Raw genomic sequence first — 18,406 nt, 5'->3', positions numbered from 1 at the left:
CCATCTTTTGATTGCTGAGAAATGCATGGATAATGAAAGGTTCATTTTCTTGACATTGACTTGCATATTTTTATTAATTGGCTTATAAGGGAAGAATTGACAGAAAAATGGTCAATCAATTCCATTGTTCTAATAACAAATCGAAATCTAAACTCATGACCAACCTAAAGTCTTCCTCAATTGCCTTGACTAGTTTATCCCTTGCCATGATCCTTAGTGGATGTTTAGGGAGCAATGAACCTCAGGAATCCTCTAATGATATGAAATCTGAGGAGAGAGTGGAGGTAGAAAGAGCTAAACAACAGCCGAAAAATCAAAGCACCACAATAACGAAAAGAGCCCCTAAGAGAAATTTAAATGCAATAGCTATTGAGCCGCATGAAGTTGATGGTATTGAAGTTGCCCTATTAAGAGTCAAGCGATCAAGTGATAAAACATTGACTATTTATTGGAGTTATACCAATAGGTCTGACGAGGACAAACTACTTGAAGAAAACGCATGGAGAGATGAAGATACTTATCTTGTCTCAGGCACCTATTTGATCGATAGCGTTAATCAGAAGAAGCATCCTGTCGTGAGGGCACGCTCACATAATAAACCTCCAGTAGCTAGCAAATCATCTGAAAGTAAAATAGTTCTAAAACCCGGCGAAACATATAATGTTTGGGCAAAGTTTCCAGCCCCCCCATTAGATGTTGATAGGGTTTCAATCTATATTCCTAGAATCCCTCCGATTGAAGATATCCAGATTGGAAGCTAGTCTCATGTTAAAAAGAAATCGATTTATTGGAAAATTGCTATTTTCAATTATGATATCAACACTTTATTTTCCGTTAGACATACGAATCACTAATTCCCAAGAGCCTAAGGGTAATGATTTGTTTCTTGCGCAGTTTTCCGAGCCTGACTCAACGAGTTTGATTTTAAAAAAAGAGGATTCCCGCTCGGACAAGAAAGATATTAATGTTAATATTCATAATCTAATCTTTGACACATATGACCTCCTTTTAGATACTCCAATCTTGACCTACACTATTGATGATCTTGTCAAAGTATCTCAACAAGAGAGTGAAATTTTAATCGAACTCTCAGCTGATATTTTGTTTGACTTTGATAAATCAACTCTTAAGCAATCAGCTGTCGCCTCTCTGAATAAGGTGGCAACTCGAATCAAGGAAGATGCTATCGGGGATGTTCGCATCGAGGGTCATACTGACTCGAAGGGTTCGAATGAATACAACCAAACGCTTTCTGAGAAGCGTGCAATTTCAGTTCGAGACTGGTTTGTCTCTGATGGTGGCCTAAGCAGTGTTCAATTCGTCACCAAGGGCTTGGGGGAATTGAAGCCAGTGGCCTCTAACACAACTGAAGAAGGAGCCGATAATCCAATAGGACGACAGCGCAATCGACGTGTCGAGATTATCATTAAAACTGTAGACTAATTTCTACTAGCGAGAAATTCCAATCCTACAATCTTTCTTGTTATTTAATTTTCTCTTGCCAAGCTTGGTCACGAATCTGTATTCTGTTCGTTCTAATCAGCTAGTTTATTCCTTGACGTCCTTGCTGTTTAAGCCATCTTTAGAATGTTCTTTCAAAAAGCAAAAATCAAACTCTAATTTGTGCATGGCTCGAAGTTTTCATTCAATGCTGGGCCACCATCAGCGGGCTGGATACAGCTCGATTGTGGCGTCTGTGACTGTTCTTTCTTGATTCTATACTGTTGATCTTTGCTTCCATTAAAATTCATTTGCTCACTGATATCAGATAAGAGCATCTGGCCAACCAGCCCTAATTGGCTGCCGATAAATAACGAGATGAAGAAGCTGATCACCAACAAGGGCCATGGTGCTGACTTGTCGGTCTTGAGTTTGGCCATGTCTAAATTTAGACGCTTAGGGTCTCTAATCAATTGATAGTCGTCATCTTTGACACCACTTAACGCAAACCATTCATTCCCTAGGCTTCCGTTCTCTGCAGGGTCATCGCAGCTTAGCCATGGTTTAAAAGAGCGTGATTGCCGCGAGACTACCAAGCTGGGTAGATCGTAATCCCACTACAATCCCATGATTTTGTTCAAGTTACCTCTAAGATTTTCATGGTTAAAGAACAGAACCTCCTGTCTTTGTTTCGTTACTAAAACTATAGATTCTTTCTATCGACTCCGAATCCTTGGTAAAAATGTATTTTCCGATTTTCAAACGCCTTGATATACCTATGAACTGGCCACCCAACAAAGCTTGGACAAGCACAACTTCTCGGCTTGGTTTTCGCCATTTTGTTGCCATCAACTACGGTGGTAAGGGATCAGATCGATGGGTGAATCTCGTTTCTGTGCTTGATGGTCAAGCACGATTACGTGTGTCTTGGCAGGAAATGAAAGACTCCTCCATGTGGAACAGTGGCTGGCAACAGCTACCTAAACTTGAGGCCAAAACACCTAATGATCAGATAGTTAATCAACAAATAGATCAAAATACGCAAGCGGCTAGTCTGCATCCTTCTGAGGATTTTGATGATCGGCCGTGGTTTGATCAAGAAAACAGTTGAGCTGATTAGATGCCTGACTTTTCCTTTTCTATTGATTGATGATTAAATCAAAGACCATTTACTCCTCTTTCTATTTATTAACACCTGCTTGTTCCTATATTTACCTCTTATTCATTCTCAACCGCTTAGCAAGTAGTGGTTGTATACTTTATAATTAGGGCTTTGCTACTAAATGACAAGCAGCTTAATGGAACACAGCTGGTCTAAGTGTTATTTCCAGAAATGCCTCGAGCTCTGAGATCGGTAGGATCTGTTTAACTGCCTCCCCGATAGGGATGATTAAATCAGATGCTATCAGCAATGGCATGCGGTCAACTCTCATGCCCTTGCCTATCTTCTGAACGCAAAGTAGTTCTGTCACTCCGTCTGAGTTGTTGCGCTCATAGAGCTTGGCATTGTTGATTTCGGCAAGAGCAGATGGAACGAATCCATGTTTTGCTACAACATTTGTGAGTTTCATAGTCCTAGCCTCTCTTTGATCAATGGGTCGAGGTCTTTCTTGAGGAAAGCGGCGTAGGCGAGAGCTAGGTTTAAATCACCTCGCTGCTCTGCATATTCGATTGCATCGAGCACTGCCAACTTGATCGTGTGGATGTTTGTCAGCCCACGCGTTACTGAAGTTCTCTTGATTGTGTTGTTCATTTACTGATTGCGATGGGTTTGTTTTAATGCCGGAGGTTGTCGGCATCCGAATCATCGAACCTTTGCGCTGCAAAGTGCAACCCCTTGTGTGTAGGGATACCCCTATGCTTCACTTTGGATCCCTTATGGCTATTGTGTGCTGGCTGATGCAGCTTCAGGGCAATGCCTGTCAATCTCTCCATCACCAGGCGACTGGCTGTCAACCTTCCGCTTTCGCTTGCGGCAGAGGTGGAACGTTTGGCAAGGAATGAGCGTCGTTCTATTGCCTCATGGCTTCGGAACGCTATTGAGGATCAGGTCTTGCTTGAACTCAATCGCGAGCAGCACAGGTCTTGAATCGTCTCAAGCCGTTTTTAATCAAGCTGATCAAGTAACGGTCAGACCTTATCGCTATCGTCTCTTCTACAAGGCACTTCGAGCAGACTGGTTTCCTACTCATTCAATGAAGGAAACTCTTGTCGATAACAATCATTTACGAAAGGCATTTGGGCCCTCTTTTGAGAGCTTGAATGCGAACTCTCTACATCAGTGAACAGTGCAAATCATCTTCTGAGATGACCAGGAGATGGCCAACCCAGCTCGCATGAAGAACTGGGTTTTGGTTCTGTCGATCATCTGCTTGCCATTTTTAGATTATGCGGCCTTGCTGGAATGATCCAGATCAAGACGCTGCCAGCAACCGCTTTGGAATTTCGGAAGTTGCCAGACTCTCTGGGCTTCCTTTTGTTGACTTCGAATCTGACAGCAATGCTCGCAAAGGCATGGCTCTAGCTCCACCCCAGTTGCCTGTAACAGTGTTGCCATTGTGCTTTGGCAGTTACCCAGGGATAGCAAAGAGACACGCCATTTGCCAGTCCTCTTTTTTCTAAGACCACGAATCAGCCAAGGCTTTTTGCATCCCCTGCAACGATCATGGCCTAAGCGAGCGGCCCAGGGTTGTTACTAGTCCGATCGATAGCCAACAGCCCCATCCCCCTGACCACGTCGTACTGATGCATCCTTTTGTATTGAGTGAATCAATCACCATGAATCTCTTGGAACTCCATGATCTACCAGATCTTCCCAAGCTGAAGTTGGCCGTTGTGGGCCACGTTGAATGGGTAACCTTCCTGTCTACAGATCAATTACCCCAGCCTGGGGTAATCAGCCATGCAGATCATTTTTTTGAAGAACCCGCTGGCGGTGGAGCTGTCGTCGCGGTGCAATTGGCTCGGCTCGTTAAACAACCCGTTCAATTCAAAACAGCTCTAGGTCGAGATTCATACGGTGAACAGAGTTTTCAAAGACTGCAGCAGCTTGGCTTAAGCCTGACTGTGGCTTGGCGTGATCAACCCACTCGTCGGGCGATCAGCCTTGTTGATTCTCATGGGGAACGGGCAATTACAGTGATTGGCGAGCGTTTACAGCCCAGAGCAAAGGATGCGCTGGGCTGGGGAGCCCTTGCTGGTTACGACGGTGTTTTTGTGACCGCTGCAGATGCACCCGCACTGCATCATTGTCGTCATGCTGGTGTGATGGCAGCTACTCCTCGCGTTCGTCTAGAGACACTTGAACAGGCGAATATTCAGCTTGATGCGCTGATTGGTAGTGGTCTTGATCCAGGCGAACACGTTCCAGATACAGCTCTCTTTCCAACTCCCCGGCTGAGAATTGCAACTGAAGGAGCTTTAGGCGGTCAGCTATGGCCTGGCGGACGCTATCAGGCTGTTTCACTGAAGTCTCCAGTCTTGGATACCTATGGCTGTGGCGATAGCTTTGCCGCTGGGGTAACTGCAGGTTTGGCTGCTGGTTGGACTGATGAACAGGCCATCAGCCTAGGGGCTCACTGCGGTGCAAGCTGTGCAACTCATTTTGGGCCTTACTCCAGTGATGAGTGAGTCAGAGAGTTGGGCGTTGATTCGACCTTCAGACTTGAAGGCAAGCCTGCCAATAGCTTGTCAGTAGCTTGAAGTGAGGATCAACCTGATTCACTTAGGCAATCGCGATCAGATCTTGATCAGCAAAATTAGAGATAGCGCTCAGCTTGATTCAGAAAGATGGCGCTTGGTTTGCAGAGGCAATTGGCCGGGAGGATGATCAGCCTATAAATCCAAGAAATCACAGCTGATTGATGTCCAAGATCTGCGCGGTCCCTGAGCACTTTTTTGCTTGTTAGCAAGACGTCTTGTCGGCTTTGATCAATTGAACATCTACCCATTCGCCCTTTGCATTGTTCTCAACCGATGGGCAGCTCAGCTGCTGGAACAGGACTTTCGAAGATCGAGGCAATCCTTGCGACAAGAAGATCAATGCGTTAGAAGCTTGAGTACTACCGAATTGGAAGACGATCAATGAGATCCTCTCCACACCCTTACGAGCTGACCATCGTTGTTGGCATTGCCCTATTGCTCGGAGGGCGCTTTTCAGTTTTTACGTTGCGCCCCGTATTTATTAGCGCAATCGCATTGTTGATCACCTTGACTGCATCGCGCTCCCAACGACGGTTAAAGCCTTCCCGCTCATCGTTAACTCCAATCCGTTCAACGCATGTCAATCGGAATGCACAACCTGCACCTATCCCCGAATGGGGTCCACATGCCCATCAATTGTCCAGCAGTGCACCGACTTCACGGTTGAGGGTGTCACCCCATCGCGCCAGGAAAAAACTTCATCCCCTTTCTTCTGGCCTGACCAAGGCTGGCAATCCTGACTAGATCAAAAGAGAGAGGCAGGTTGTCGCAGATAGTTGTACTTAGATTTTGCTTCGCTACAAAAACTATTGGGTCATCGACCTCTAAACAGAACACCCTTTGATCAAGCTGACTGAATCTGATCAGTAGCTTGATTCTTTCTTATCATTTTTTACGGATATAATATTGACTCCTCGTTAAAGTTCTCGCGTATTCTATCAATATCATTGACATACATATTTCCAGGATATCAATCTTGAAATGGTTAGGCAACTGTCAAGCCTTGTCTATTGCTCGGTTGATATTGTTAGCGTCATTATTTTCCCTCATCTGCAATTCCTTCAACCCAGTGTTGATAAACTTTATTTTTAGTTCCGTCAAACCCCTGCAGCTTTAGCCAATGATTCCAAACCCTCGAAAGCTCAATCGCATCTTCAGGAACTTGTCTTTTTGATTGCCGTGCCATTACTACAATCAATTTAACGGCAATAGTGAGTATTGGAATTATCTCCAACACAGCGATTAAATACTTGGGTATTTAATCAGGGCTTTTATTAGCTTTTAACTGGCTTTTTGTCTGGTGGTGATTTTTTGTCTTCGGTTATTACCACAGTTGAGAATTAGGCTAATCTGATTAATGATCAACGTCCCCCTACGATCACAGGCGTCCCGCCTCCTTTTGATCCTGGCAAAGCGGGCACAACCTTCGTGCTGCCGTCCCATTTGTCGAGGAACAGTTTGAAAAGCACCTGGTCGTCGAGGGTGCGGTTGAGCGTTTCGTATCGCTGTGCTTCCTGCTCAGCAATTTTAACTTCAGTTTGCGCTCTTAGAAGTTGTTGCTCTGCAATCTGCTTTTGTTCGATAGCGGCTCTGTACTCTTCAGCGATGACAAGGCCAGTGAGATCAAGGCCACGAACTTCTACATAGTCAAACTTATCGAGTTCATCAGCGACAGCCCGTTCCACCAGCTCTGAGATGTCGCTCCACTTGCTGGCAATAGTGACAAGTTCGTATTGGGAGAACACTGATTTAAGTGCCTTGAGCAGGGAGGGTTGAATGATGCGTGGATAGATTTCGCGGTCATTGCTGGCGATTGTGCTGTACACACGCCCGGCTTCATTCGGCCGTACGGCATATTTCACCGTGGCAGTGGCCTCAATGACTTGAAGATCCTTTGTTAGGGAGGCGAATTTCTCAGGCCTCACCTGCGTGCGAACATCAAAAGGAGCTACTGCTTGGATGAACGGAATTTTGAGGTTTAGCCCTGGCAGACGAGACCCCCCACTGACTTTGCCCAACGTGGTCACAACTGCAACTTGACCTGCTGGGACGACGAACAAAGCCTGCGTGATCAAGATAAAGCTGGAAAACAAGAGAGCGATCAGAAGTGATGCCGCACCTCCAGGGGTATTGGGAGTGACGTTACGAAAGGGGGTTTCCATGTCTAAATCGCGATTGCTAAAGCCTATGGAGCTTTCCTGCATTTTGTTGATACTGGGCGCTTCGATTGAGGACCTCAACACCATTGAGCTCTTTGGCCCTCAGCCAAGCAGTAGATCTAACGAAACTCTGGCGGACTCCTTTAAATACATTGACCATGCAGCCGCAGGTGATCGAATGCATTCATCTAAGGATGAGTTATCTGGAGGATTACCTTCATTGTCATGGACATTTCAATGATGGTCAGAACTCATCAATTACTCAATGAGTCTTCTCGCGTAGATATGAAATAGGATGTAAAGTCATCCATATCAGTTTGACTATTTAGCCCAAGAGGGTCACCACATTTATCGACAACCATTGATGTAACAAGAGATGCAATTTTGTTTTCGTCTATACTTTCTAGCTGCTTGTCATTGGAGATGACAGCAGTCCATAACGAGGGATTGAATGAGGGTTTGCGATTTTCAGCAATTGCAATTTTAAGAGCACTTTCTTGCGTAAGGCCCATGGCAACTCCATTGCAAAATTTGCCTGCATAGCCTTGTGCGACTTTGAGCTCTAATGGCGTAGGATCTTTTACATCAACAATCTCAGAAGCGAAGACTGCTGCAGGGGAGAATATTGTCAAAACAAGTGCTAGTAAGGCTATTAGAATCGCTGTTCTCTTCAGCCTGATCATGAAGGTCTTGAGAATTGTCATGGCAATCTATTTGTCTTGTTGATGGTGCCACAGCTGCTGGGCTTGGCTCAATGGCACGAGTAGCTTCCAAGGCGATCAGGCAGTACATGAAGCCTGAATCAATATCAAGTTGATTTAGGTATTTTGATCAAGTTCACAGGCAAGGTCGCATTGGGTCAGCGCTGGGTTGGTCAATCGCTCGAGTACTCGTGCCATATCCACCGCAGACAACTCTCCGTTGCTGTTCCACTTGAAGGTGGTTTTGCGTTGGGGAGGGCTTTTGTCGGGTTTTGGTGTTCTGGAGTTTTGGGTGCTCATGATTGGCTCCCTGTATCGGGTGATACATATAAGCCTGAGAAGCACTGCTGAAGCTCAATTCTTACCCAACCTTTACTCAGCTTTTCTTTAGATTTGCCTTCTAGGGGCTCCCTCTGCGTGTCTTTGCAGCTGTTTCAGCAGGTTTGACTTGAGTGCATTGGTTGTCATGGCCTTTGATGACGTTGATGGACGAGGGGGGTTGTTCAGTGCTAGAAGTGGCAGCGATTTTGAAATGGACGTCATGGACGTGGTTATGCCTGCAGTGCTCTTTGCCTCAGCAGTCGGCCCCTCAATCCGTCCCGAGATAGCACTGCTTATCGCTGGAGGACTGTTCCTGCTTGCCACGCAAGTCTTCGTCAAAAAAGAAGGCTGAACCTTCTTTTCACAAAGCGAGCATCTAACTGGGCTCAGCCTGAAATGGCCCTCCATGGTTCATGGAGGGAATTGCCACAACGTCTTCATAATGCTCATGCTCTCTAGAAATAAATACTGTTTTTTTTGCTGATCTCGCTTCAGTACATCTCAATCAATTGGCTCAGGCTTAAATCTTTACTCCTTTTGAATTCCCTAATCTGGTCTAACTGTCAAAGATTTGCTTGAATTGACTTTGTCGATCTGAATAAATTCTTTTCAACATCAGGGTTTCTTCTCCTCTGTCGACACTGGGCTAGTGCCTTGCACAATTTAAGTCTGACCTCCCCGAAACCTGGCCATTGCAGGAAGGTCGGTATCTCATGGCAGTCTTGGGTTCTTGAAAATTCTGATCAGGAGAGCAAGCGGCCGTTAGCTGCCTATGGGCAAGTTTTGGCTTTAACTTCTTTGCTGAGTTTGAGTTTTTACTCTGGTGAGGATTTCGCCAGCCATCTCAACCAGTTGAAGCAGGAATTGCTATCTATTGAAAGAAGAGTGGTGAATGAATCATGTGTTTAATCGGCTTGCTTGGACTTCTAGCCCCAAGAGTTGTGCTGATTGCACTTTGGTTCTTTTATCATCCATTTATCATGGGCCCATTTGCTGGCGTTTGGATCTGGCCATTGTTAGGGCTGTTTTTGCTTCCAACAACGACCCTTGCTTATTGTTGGGCAATCGCACTGGATGGTGGATTCAGCAGCTTTAGCGGATTGTTGATTCTTGCAATGGGCATTCTGTTTGATATTGGTTTCCTTGGCGGAGGAAGAGGAGTGCTGCGTCGTTGATGCGAATGTACCGCTTGATTGATAAGGAGGTGGGAGAGTACTTTCTCAATCTCCTTCAGGATCTAAGTTTGCCTAGCTCATAGCCGCTCCAATCAAGATGATTGATTAGCTCGACGATCGCTGATGATTTTGGCCAGCTCCAGAACGTAACCTGCGACTACAAACTTGCCACGATTGTTTCGACTAGAGTCTGGGTCGCTGCGAATCGTTGCGGTTTCGGCCATTAGGAGATCAAGTTCACCCTGAGAGAGTTCGTACAACTCTGAGAGGTTCACCTCCCGTCGAAGTAAATCTGACTTAAACCAGCGGTCCTGAGATTCTTGTGGAGGGACACCTGGTTCAGTTGAGTGGCTACCTACAATCGGACTCAATGGATTGGAAACATAGACATTTCCATTCAGAGTACTTCCCGTCGCAAGTTTTAAGGCGAGCACGAGACTTTCAACTCCCTATTGCAGCAGCACATCCATTCTCCAAGGCATCAAGTCAACGCGCAGGTCTTTGAGATCCAGATGGTGTCTATGCACGTGAGGGGCGAAACTGTCTTGATGTTGTCTATGCAAGCGTGATTCAGCACCCTTATGAGGTGATCGTGATCGGCTCTGGTGCTACTGGAGGGGTTGCGGCTCTAACCCTTGCAGAAGCTGGCGTACGTGTACTCGTGGTAGAAGCTGGGCCAGCTTTGTCTGCTCAAAAAGCCCTGGGCTCAGAACCTGGAAACACCCTTAGACGTTTGGATGGTTTATGTAGCGGCAAACATCGATCTCAGGCTCAACATCCTGGCTATTGGAAAGCGAATCCGTTGCTCTACGCGAATGAAAAAGAGAATCCCTATACCTATCCTTCTGAACACCCCTTCATCTGGACCCAGGGTCGTCAGGTGGGGGGGCGCAGCCTCACTTGGGGTGGAATCACTCTTCGCCTTTCAGATCAGGACTTAAAGGCTTCGCGCAGAGATGGGTATGGGCCTGAATGGCCACTGCAATACAGCGAGTTAGCCCCTCATTACTCCGCCCTAGAAGAGCGCTTGAAGGTTCATGGTCATGTGGATGGGTTGGAACAGTTACCGGATGGCAACTACATCGCACCATTACCGTTCACAGCTAGCGAACAACAGTTCGCTAGCGCCGTTGATACGGAACTTGGTTATCCAGTCATTCATTCACGAGGGTTCGGACCTCACCAGCCTTCAGTTGATGGACCTTGGCCTCGTTCAAGCAGTCCGGGCAGCACCTTACAGATGGCACTTGCCACAGGCAAGGTAGAGATCCTGAGCAACCACAAGGCTGAGCGGTTGCTGATGCATCCAGATCATGAAGCAGCCCGAGGGGTGCTGGTGATTGATCAGCACAACGGCAACCGACAAGAGCTCCATGGTGAGCTTGTGGTGCTTTGTGCATCGACAATTCAGAGTCTTCGACTCCTGCTGAGTTCCGAAGTGAACCATCACAGCGAGGGGTTTACTGACCCCTCGGGCAACCTCGGTTGCTATTTGATGGACCACGTCTCCACCTGTCGTTTCTTTGCTCTGCCACGTAGCCAAGTGAAGCAGGTGTCTGAGACTGACTCAACAGCGAATGTGCTTTCTGGAGCTGGCAGTTTTTTTCTTCCTTTCGGTGCTTGCTTAGAGCCTAAAAATCAGTTGAAGTTCTTGCGTGGTTATGGACTCTGGGGAGGGATTGATCGCTTTGAACCCCCAGATTGGTTGAAACGTAAACCAGAGACGGCTACAGGTTTCCTGATTGGGCATGGTGAAGTGTTGCCTTCAGCTCACAACAAAGTGACGCTTTCAAGCACTTTGGATCGCTGGGGTGTTCCGGTACCACATATCGATTGTCGATGGGGGGAGAACGAGCAGGCCATGGTTGCTCACATGCAAGGCACGATCAAGGCAGCGATCCAGTCAGCTGGGGGAACAATGTTGCCGCTCAAGGAGCTGATTAATTTGATGTTTCTCGAACCCCTTCTCGATGGTGCGCTAGCTCTCAGTGAAACGTCTCCTCCGCCGGGGTATTACATCCATGAAGTTGGCGGTGCTGCGATGGGAGAAAGTGAAGATTGCAGTGTGGTGGATCGTTGGAACCGTCTTTGGCGATGTCCAAATGTGCTTGTTGTGGATGGAGCGTGTTGGCCAACATCCGCCTGGCAGAGTCCCACTCTGACAATGATGGCGATTACAAGAAGGGCTTGTCTAGAAGCCCTTAGGCCTCGGCGTGGCTAAAAAGGTCATTGAGATACCGCTCAGTAACGGCTCGATCCCCGCAGCCGTTTTGAAACAGGAAATGGGCGATGGCTGAACTCATCACACGGTATTGGTCCCAGTTGGGATGTGACCCGATGAATTCCTTCATGCCTCGATAGAGCACTTCTGGAATTTCTGCTTCAAGGCTCACATAGGTGGAAGTGGCCTCAACTGATTGGCAAGCATCATTGATTTCAACGCAGCGCTCGAGGTGATTTCGATCCATAGAACGCCTTCAGCGAGTTTTTTTCTTGACACCAGGAAGCCACACTCTTGGGCTTAGCGTCAATCGTTGCAAGCACTTAGCAAGCTGTCCCGTGGGAAGGCAAGACTCATGTGCTCACAGGCGTTCAGGCTTCATTGGGCTGAGCAGGGAGCCGAACGCAGTCCAAGGCTTACTGATGTAACGCAGATCAGTAACAAAGCTGTTAAACCACAGGACCACCTCCCCATCAAGAGTGTTGCCCAACAGACCGTGGAAAACCCTCGTAGAACTGTGGAAAGCAGTTGAAGAAAGCACCCCCCTGTCGACTGATAAGCCTTGCTTATCTAAGCCTAGTCGCGTCTATCGCAAGTGAGAAAGCTACTGACAATCCTTGCGTTTCATAAGTGATTTTAGGTTTCAGTTTCGCTTGATTTTCTCAGGCTGACTGGACCAAATGGATGTTCAGCATGGGGATAGGGATAGTGAGCATGGCTGTGGTCATGGCTGTGGTCATGGCTGTGGTCATGGTCATGAGCCTTTTCCTTTAGGGACACTGGTATGCCGTCGGGCTGACAGGCACCGGTGCACTCCTTTTTGCACAGGGTGCAGCTCTCTGTAAGGCCTTCGACGTGATGGTGATGGCTTTCCTGCGCAAGACCAACTTCGTTTTCAAAGCCGAGAAGCTCAGACCTGTATTTACATAGCGAACAGTTCATTGCTGTATCTCCGCCACGCAAGATCTCGTCAATGCGATCCCGGAAGGTCTCGATGACAAGAGGGTGGTCTCCAAGGTATTTGGCCGCAAGAAACTCAATATTGGGATGATCATCTGCAACCCGCTTTGTGTGCTGTCGAATCCGACTCACCAACACCCCTGAGAAGAGGAAGTAAGGAAACACGATGATGCGGCGGAAACCGAGGCGTACTAGGTAACGCAAGCCAGGCTCCACAAGGGGGAAGGTGACGCCGGAATACACGGTTTCCCCCCAACCGAATCCGAAGCCTTCCACCAACATCCTGGTGATTTTGGCCACATTGGAATTGGCATCAGGATCTGAGGAGCCACGACCTACGACCACCAGGAGCGTCTCGCAAAGTGGGACGTCAGGAGCAGATTCAAGCGCCTCTTTCAAGCGAGCGCCGGCCGCACCGATCATTAAGTCGTTAATGCCGAGTTCGCGTCCGTAATCAATGATTAACCCCTTTTCAGCTGCGTAGTTGTTGAGTACGGAGGGGATGTCATTTTTGGCATGGCCTGCGGCAAACAACATCGCCGGGACTGCAAGAACCCTCTTCACGCCTTGTTCAAGTAGCCGATCAAGGCCTTCTCTGAGCACTGGACGGGCAAATTCCAGGTAGCCGTATTCAACGGGAATTGTGGGGAATTTTGGCTTGAGCGCCTTGACTAATTGGGCAAACTCCTCAACGGCTAAGCGATTCCGACTGCCATGCCCACAGATCAGGATGCCGAGATGACCATCTGGATGATCTAAGGATGCAGGATTCACAGTGAGGAGCGACCTAGAAAGACCCTATCTGTTGTCGTGAAGCAAGAGAACCAACGCAAAGTTCGATGTCTTCAATGAGATCTTGACTGAAGCCTGATGAGCAAGGGCTTTCTCCTCAAGACAGAGATGGTTACGCTGATCAATGAGGGTTAAGAGGCCGCCATTCATCGTCGCCTCCATGTTCCAAACGCACTTGCAGAGGATGCTTGCATCGCAGGAGTCTTCAATCCCAAAGCGGATGACATTCCTGAGCTGATGCGCTCGCTACAGCTCAAACGTAAACCCTTAATGGTTTGCAGCGGAGGCACAACCAGTCGCTGTGCAGCTGAAGGACACTGGACTCTGGATCTGCGCCAAAGCTGTCGCCAGATCCATTTCGATCCCAGCACCCAACACGTGGAGATTGGGGCTGGTCAGACAATGGAGAGTCTTCTCAGGGAACTCGCCAAGCACGGACGAAGTTTTCCCACAGGGCTATCAGGACTGCCAGGCCTCGGTTACATCCTCACTGGAGGCATCAGCCCTTTGAGTCGCAGTCAAGGATTAGCAATTGATCAAATCCTTGAGATCAAAGGTGTATGGGGCGATGGAGAAAGCTTTGTTCTCTCCAAGCCGGAAGCTGCTTGCTGCTCTGAAGATCAATTGGCTTGGCGTGGCCTCTGCGGAGCAGCTCCTTTTCTGGCTGTGATCACAGACCTGAAGCTTCAGACACATCTGCTGCAACCGCTGCGTATCTGGCAATCAAGTTTGACGTTTGAACAGCTGTTGGAGCTTATCCATCAGGCTGAAAGCTGGCCTGATTCGTTAAGCCTGCAGTGGATCTGGGGGGATGAAGTCCACGCTTACGGAGTGATGCTTGCGAACGATGCTGCCGCTGTTGCGACATTCAATCAGCTGCAAAAAACAACTCTCTGCACAAACGTTATTGAAATTGACGATGTTGCTGGCATACATGAATTGCCACCATTTGCATTGCCTGTTGTTTCGAACGCAGCGATTGGGCGTTGCCACTCTGAAGTCGTTGCATTGCTTGGCCCTGCTTGGGGGTCTGCCTGTCAGGGAGTGATCACGGCCCTTGCCGAACTGATGGCAGAACGCCCAGATCCAAGGTGTTCCTTGGCTGTTCAACAACTCGGCGGAGTCGCCAGTCGGCAACGTAAAGATGTCAGTTCTTTGATTCACCGTGAGGCAATCTGGAAACCATGGATCACGGCAGCCTGGCCGGCTGGAGATAGCCATATCAGAGCGCTAAGTCTCAACTGGCTAGAGAAGGTATGGGCAACGCTTGAGCCTTATTGCGCAGGAGTTCATCTGGCTCAGATGCATCCGCATCTGCCATGGCATCAGCGGGAGCTGAAAGCAGCATTCGGCGAATGGTTACCAGGTCTTCAAGAACTTAAGGCTCGTCATGACCCAAACGGTATTTTGCCGTCGCTTTGAGATAAGGTCTGCCGTCAAAGCCAGCCTTTTTAATGATTAACCGGTCAGAACCATCGTTGATCAAACAGTGGTTAGGCAACCCTCCAAAAGATCTCCTCTCCGGGCTGGTGGTTGCCTTCGCAATGATCCCAGAGGCGATTGCCTTTTCAGGCATCGCTGGTGTTGATCCGCAAGTGGGCCTCTTTGGAGCGTTTTGCCTTTCAGTCACCATCGCCATAGTCGGCGGACGTATGGGGATGATCACCTCAGCGACTGGCTCGACAGCACTGTTGATGACAGGGCTTGTGGCGACTGGTAATGCCGTTGGTGAAGGCCTAGGCCTTGCCTATTTGATGGCAGCAGGCCTATTGACTGGGCTCTTGCAAATCCTTTGGGGTTATTTGAGACTTGCCTATCAAATGCGTTTTGTTCCTCAAGGGGTTCTAAGTGGATTTGTGAATGCACTCGCCTTATTGATTTTTCAAGCTCAATTACCCCAATTAGGCCTGAATCTGCATTACGGAGAAGCTGTAGTTAGCGATCATGCCACCCAGATTTTGCCTACTGGTGGACAGATCCCTTTGGTTTGGGGGTTGGTGATCCTTGGCTTGGTGATTATTTATGGCTTACCACGCTTGACGCGCCTGCTGCCTTCTCAGCTCGTGGCCATCATTGTTTTGACGATCATTAGCATCGGCTTCGGCTTCGATATTCCAACCGTTAAAGATTTAGGACATCTCCCGACTGGTCTTCCTAGTTTCACACTTCCATTTGGGTCATTAGCAGATGGGAAAGTGCCATTCAACCTCGAAACATTTGGATTGGTGTTACCAACAGCTCTCGCGGTTTCCTTGGTTGGGCTGATTGAGACGTTCCTCACCCAAGACATTGTTGACGATTTAACTGATACCACATCAAACAAGAATGTTGAGGCTCGAGGCCAGGGAATCGCAAACGTTGTCTCCTCTCTTTTTGGAGGAATGGCCGGTTGTGCACTTGTCGGCCAATCGGTAATGAATACAGAGAATGGTGGGCGTAGCAGACTTTCAACATTGTTTTCTGGCGTCAGTTTATTATTAATGATCTTGGTGGGTCGAGTCTGGTTAGAACAAATCCCTATGGCGGCTTTAGTGGCTGTGATGATTGCGATTGCTGTCAGTACTGCTGATATCCGCGGACTCCGACAGCTGAAAAAGATTCCTCGTAGCGATACAGCTGTGATGCTGATGACTTTTGCCGTCACCATGCTCACCACACCCCATAATTTGGCGCTGGGAGTTTTAGCGGGTGTTGCACTCGCAGGAATACTCTTCAGCCGTAAAGTTGCCAAAGTGATCCGTGTCAGTGTTATTCAAGTCAACCCTGATGAGCTTCGTTATGAAGTCAGTGGACAATTGTTCTTCGTGAGCAAGGTTTATTTTTTACAGGGCTTTGACATTCACAAGCACCCTGCCAAAGTAACGATCGATATGTCACGAGCACACATCTGGGACCAAAGCGGAGTTGCTGCATTGGATCAGGTGATCCGCAAGCTTCGCCTTGGAGGATCAGAAGTCGAGGTGGTGGGCCTTAACAAGGAAAGTCTTGATCTATTTGAACGCATAGGCGGCAATCAAGAGCCTGCTCATATCTAGAAGGGTTGTATTTGAGATGATGCCCAAGATTTTCTAAGCCGTCTTATCGTTAGAGTTGTTTGCAGCGCCAATGATTTCAAATCCTGAACTGGCTTAAAGGTGTTGGATTTATCTAAACCATTATTCTTTAGACACGATGATATTTTGTTAATACAATAACTTCTCGAGAATAATCCAGAAGGGCTTTGTTTTTCGTCATCCACCAAGCGCGCTACTTTACAAAATCAGTTGTTTAATCTGTTGCTGAAAAAATGATTTCTTGGCTCATTTTGAAATTCACTCATACACCTACTCTGAGCTGCTATAACTATTTAGCTCACCAATGCTTTTCATGGCGAACTTCGATGCTTCTACGCCCTTTCTTCTGCTGGCTCGCATCCATGTAAAACCAGGCTGTGTTGACGATTATCTTTCATTGGCTGCGAAGACAGATGCAGGGGTTAAGGATTCTGAGCCTGGGATGTTGCATCACACCTTTGATCAAGATCCAGATGATCCCCTCGCTTTTGTTTGGTCTGAGGTCTATGCAAATGATGCAGCCTTTTTGGCTCATCTATCGAACCCCATCGTTGGTGACTATCTCGCTAAGCATGCAGAACTTGGTGATGGTTTTAGTGTTGAGGTCTACGGCACCATTGGTGCTGAGTGTCGAGCTGCAATGGCAGCAACTGGATTACCCCTAAAAATCTTCGAGACAAGATGTGGATACAGTCGTTTTTGAGCCTTGTTAATAGTTTTTTAGCCTAGCTTTTGCAAGCTATGATTATCAACAAGACAAATCAATGGTATTTATTATTATTTACGGCTGACCAGTATCATCTATATTGCAAGCTTTATAAGCAGAGCACATCCTTCGGCTCGCTAAATTGCAATCGTATTCACTAGAGCTCGAGTTATTCTTTAGCTTATGCATGATTGTTTTTTGATTGAACCAACTCAAGATAGTCTTAGTTGTTACCTACTGGCTTATAAGCAACATTTTTCCTCTAGCAATATCCTTTGATAAACTTGCAAGTAATCGAACATTAATATCGATTTCTGAAAGTAGAGAGCAAGGCAAGCTAGAAATTTTAAGCAAGTATCTTTAGTAAATTTCAGCTATCTGATCAGATCAAAACTATGTTTGGATTTCAAAAAGGTCTCCAAGTTTTTGAATTGCTTCAGGCTAAAAGTAAGCTAGGAATATCTGCCTGCATAAATTTGTCTAGAGTAACTCCATTAGAAATTGCCGCTGGTGCGGAATCAAAACGATGGCAGCACAATTGCCAATTTCGACAATGCTCAAAGAATCGATAAACTCATCAATATCTTCAAGCTCTAATTGATCCTTTTTAGGATCAAAGCCTTCAACAAGAGAATAAGAATCAGTAGCAAGAATACTTTCTGCCGTAATATATAGCCTATCTTTACCTGTACCAGCCAAGACAAGATCAAAACCAGGAGTTAGATACAATCTATCCCTGCCTCCATGAGCATATATAATCTCATCAATTGGCGAGCCATATATATCTTCTTTGCCGTTGATACCGTGATAGCCATAATCATAGTGACCAGGATTTTCTTTTAGCTTAGAGAAGGCGCCATGGTTGGCATATGCATCTGACCTATCAGATAATGAATCATAACCTTCGTCTAAATCCTCAATATTAAAAGCCTCTCTCTATTCTTCTGGATCTAGGGCTCGCCAGTCGAGTGTCATTTTTTAGATTAGTACTTTCCAGGCTATATCAGCTTGACTTACAAGAACAGATGATTACATATTTCTGTTTCATTGTCTAATCCTTCAAAAAGTCTTAATCAGTCAACCGCCAGGCCTCTTTTGGCCTTGAATTACTCCTTCTTGTATCTATGAGAAGTCACTTGAAGCAAAGCTGCCTCTAATCCTTTCTTGACTCTACCT

24 protein-coding genes are annotated in these 18,406 nt (G+C 46.9%); 11 read left to right on the top strand and 13 right to left on the bottom strand.

Annotation, left to right across the window (positions count from 1 at the left end):
* Positions 1–185: 185 nt before the first annotated feature.
* Positions 186–761, top strand: a complete 576-nt coding sequence (locus SIB41_RS04135; RefSeq protein WP_413360656.1) for a hypothetical protein — start codon at positions 186–188, stop codon at positions 759–761.
* Positions 751–1,443 carry an OmpA family protein gene (locus SIB41_RS04130; protein WP_413360653.1) on the top strand — a complete coding sequence of 231 codons (693 nt, stop codon included), beginning with the start codon at positions 751–753 and terminating at the stop codon, positions 1,441–1,443. The genes SIB41_RS04135 and SIB41_RS04130 overlap by 11 nt, the downstream gene beginning before the upstream one ends.
* Positions 1,444–1,616: 173 nt before the next feature.
* Here the strand turns inward: SIB41_RS04130 and SIB41_RS04125 are convergent, their stop codons facing one another.
* Complete coding sequence (locus SIB41_RS04125; RefSeq protein WP_413360650.1) at positions 1,617–1,880, bottom strand: hypothetical protein; 264 nt, start codon at positions 1,878–1,880, stop codon at positions 1,617–1,619.
* 338 nt (positions 1,881–2,218) lie between these two features.
* Between SIB41_RS04125 and SIB41_RS04120 the strand changes: the two genes are divergently transcribed.
* Positions 2,219–2,551, top strand: a complete 333-nt coding sequence (locus SIB41_RS04120; protein ID WP_413360648.1) for a TIGR02450 family Trp-rich protein — start codon at positions 2,219–2,221, stop codon at positions 2,549–2,551.
* 184 nt (positions 2,552–2,735) lie between these two features.
* Here SIB41_RS04120 and SIB41_RS04115 read toward each other — a convergent pair whose 3' ends face one another.
* Together SIB41_RS04115 and SIB41_RS04110 are read right to left on the bottom strand one after the other, a co-directional pair.
* Positions 2,736–3,011, bottom strand: a complete 276-nt coding sequence (locus tag SIB41_RS04115) for a hypothetical protein (RefSeq protein WP_413360646.1) — start codon at positions 3,009–3,011, stop codon at positions 2,736–2,738.
* On the bottom strand, positions 3,008–3,193 hold the full coding sequence (locus SIB41_RS04110) for a hypothetical protein (RefSeq protein WP_413360644.1): 186 nt from the start codon (positions 3,191–3,193) through the stop codon (positions 3,008–3,010). Before SIB41_RS04110 ends, SIB41_RS04115 begins: the two co-directional genes overlap by 4 nt.
* Before the next feature lie 162 nt (positions 3,194–3,355).
* Here SIB41_RS04110 and SIB41_RS04105 point away from each other — a divergent pair, with 162 nt between their 5' ends.
* Both SIB41_RS04105 and SIB41_RS04100 read left to right on the top strand, forming a co-directional pair.
* Entirely contained in the window at positions 3,356–3,529 is a 174-nt protein-coding gene (locus SIB41_RS04105; protein WP_413360642.1) for a hypothetical protein, read from the top strand.
* 689 nt (positions 3,530–4,218) lie between these two features.
* Positions 4,219–5,070 (top strand): carbohydrate kinase family protein, encoded by an 852-nt coding sequence (locus tag SIB41_RS04100; RefSeq protein WP_413360640.1) that lies wholly within the window; start codon positions 4,219–4,221, stop codon positions 5,068–5,070.
* 473 nt (positions 5,071–5,543) lie between these two features.
* Here SIB41_RS04100 and SIB41_RS04095 read toward each other — a convergent pair whose 3' ends face one another.
* The 5 genes from SIB41_RS04095 to SIB41_RS04075 form a co-directional block, all read right to left on the bottom strand.
* The gene (locus SIB41_RS04095; protein ID WP_413360638.1) at positions 5,544–5,726 is read right to left on the bottom strand and encodes a hypothetical protein; all 183 of its coding nucleotides are present in this window, start codon (positions 5,724–5,726) and stop codon (positions 5,544–5,546) included.
* Between the two features lie 452 nt (positions 5,727–6,178).
* Complete coding sequence (locus SIB41_RS04090) at positions 6,179–6,376, bottom strand: hypothetical protein (protein WP_413360636.1); 198 nt, start codon at positions 6,374–6,376, stop codon at positions 6,179–6,181.
* Between the two features lie 127 nt (positions 6,377–6,503).
* On the bottom strand, positions 6,504–7,304 hold the full coding sequence (locus SIB41_RS04085) for a prohibitin family protein (protein WP_063398253.1): 801 nt from the start codon (positions 7,302–7,304) through the stop codon (positions 6,504–6,506).
* Between the two features lie 251 nt (positions 7,305–7,555).
* Positions 7,556–8,005 carry a hypothetical protein gene (locus tag SIB41_RS04080; protein ID WP_413360633.1) on the bottom strand — a complete coding sequence of 150 codons (450 nt, stop codon included), beginning with the start codon at positions 8,003–8,005 and terminating at the stop codon, positions 7,556–7,558.
* 114 nt (positions 8,006–8,119) lie between these two features.
* Positions 8,120–8,302, bottom strand: coding sequence for a hypothetical protein (locus SIB41_RS04075; RefSeq protein ID WP_063400652.1), 183 nt, complete (start codon positions 8,300–8,302; stop codon positions 8,120–8,122).
* Between the two features lie 148 nt (positions 8,303–8,450).
* Between SIB41_RS04075 and SIB41_RS04070 the strand changes: the two genes are divergently transcribed.
* Positions 8,451–8,675: a hypothetical protein gene (locus SIB41_RS04070; RefSeq protein WP_041384382.1), complete on the top strand. Its 225-nt coding sequence runs from the start codon at positions 8,451–8,453 to the stop codon at positions 8,673–8,675.
* 628 nt (positions 8,676–9,303) lie between these two features.
* A complete protein-coding gene (locus SIB41_RS04065; RefSeq protein ID WP_369818714.1) occupies positions 9,304–9,498 on the top strand; it encodes a hypothetical protein in 195 nt (64 codons plus the stop codon).
* Between the two features lie 92 nt (positions 9,499–9,590).
* Here SIB41_RS04065 and SIB41_RS04060 read toward each other — a convergent pair whose 3' ends face one another.
* Positions 9,591–9,932 carry a hypothetical protein gene (locus tag SIB41_RS04060; RefSeq protein ID WP_063419173.1) on the bottom strand — a complete coding sequence of 114 codons (342 nt, stop codon included), beginning with the start codon at positions 9,930–9,932 and terminating at the stop codon, positions 9,591–9,593.
* 131 nt (positions 9,933–10,063) lie between these two features.
* On the opposite strand from SIB41_RS04060, the gene SIB41_RS04055 reads away from it, so the two are divergent.
* Complete coding sequence (locus tag SIB41_RS04055; protein ID WP_413360630.1) at positions 10,064–11,719, top strand: GMC oxidoreductase; 1,656 nt, start codon at positions 10,064–10,066, stop codon at positions 11,717–11,719.
* Here SIB41_RS04055 and SIB41_RS04050 read toward each other — a convergent pair.
* The 3 genes from SIB41_RS04050 to SIB41_RS04040 all read right to left on the bottom strand — a co-directional run bounded on the left by SIB41_RS04050 (position 11,700) and on the right by SIB41_RS04040 (position 13,453).
* Positions 11,700–11,966 (bottom strand): DUF2811 domain-containing protein, encoded by a 267-nt coding sequence (locus SIB41_RS04050; RefSeq protein WP_011130280.1) that lies wholly within the window; start codon positions 11,964–11,966, stop codon positions 11,700–11,702. The genes SIB41_RS04055 and SIB41_RS04050 overlap by 20 nt on opposite strands.
* 114 nt (positions 11,967–12,080) lie before the next feature.
* On the bottom strand, positions 12,081–12,209 hold the full coding sequence (locus tag SIB41_RS04045; protein WP_413360629.1) for a hypothetical protein: 129 nt from the start codon (positions 12,207–12,209) through the stop codon (positions 12,081–12,083).
* Between the two features lie 146 nt (positions 12,210–12,355).
* The gene (locus SIB41_RS04040; protein WP_413360627.1) at positions 12,356–13,453 is read right to left on the bottom strand and encodes a sirohydrochlorin chelatase; all 1,098 of its coding nucleotides are present in this window, start codon (positions 13,451–13,453) and stop codon (positions 12,356–12,358) included.
* A 162-nt stretch (positions 13,454–13,615) separates the two neighbouring features.
* Here SIB41_RS04040 and SIB41_RS04035 point away from each other — a divergent pair, with 162 nt between their 5' ends.
* The 3 genes from SIB41_RS04035 to SIB41_RS04025 all read left to right on the top strand — a co-directional run bounded on the left by SIB41_RS04035 (position 13,616) and on the right by SIB41_RS04025 (position 17,227).
* The gene (locus tag SIB41_RS04035; RefSeq protein ID WP_413361376.1) at positions 13,616–14,893 is read left to right on the top strand and encodes an FAD-binding protein; all 1,278 of its coding nucleotides are present in this window, start codon (positions 13,616–13,618) and stop codon (positions 14,891–14,893) included.
* A 32-nt stretch (positions 14,894–14,925) separates the two neighbouring features.
* Entirely contained in the window at positions 14,926–16,506 is a 1,581-nt protein-coding gene (locus SIB41_RS04030) for a SulP family inorganic anion transporter (RefSeq protein ID WP_011130277.1), read from the top strand.
* Between the two features lie 331 nt (positions 16,507–16,837).
* Positions 16,838–17,227 carry a putative quinol monooxygenase gene (locus tag SIB41_RS04025; RefSeq protein WP_413360625.1) on the top strand — a complete coding sequence of 130 codons (390 nt, stop codon included), beginning with the start codon at positions 16,838–16,840 and terminating at the stop codon, positions 17,225–17,227.
* A 483-nt stretch (positions 17,228–17,710) separates the two neighbouring features.
* Here SIB41_RS04025 and SIB41_RS04020 read toward each other — a convergent pair whose 3' ends face one another.
* Positions 17,711–17,959 (bottom strand): hypothetical protein, encoded by a 249-nt coding sequence (locus tag SIB41_RS04020; RefSeq protein ID WP_413360623.1) that lies wholly within the window; start codon positions 17,957–17,959, stop codon positions 17,711–17,713.
* Positions 17,960–18,406: the final 447 nt, after the last annotated feature.

It is taken from the genome of Prochlorococcus sp. MIT 1201 (assembly GCF_047303415.1).
GTDB classification, from domain to species: domain Bacteria; phylum Cyanobacteriota; class Cyanobacteriia; order PCC-6307; family Cyanobiaceae; genus Prochlorococcus; species Prochlorococcus marinus_D.
The sequence above is the reverse complement of the archived record's forward strand: the minus strand, read 5'-3'. Positions and strand labels throughout refer to the sequence as shown.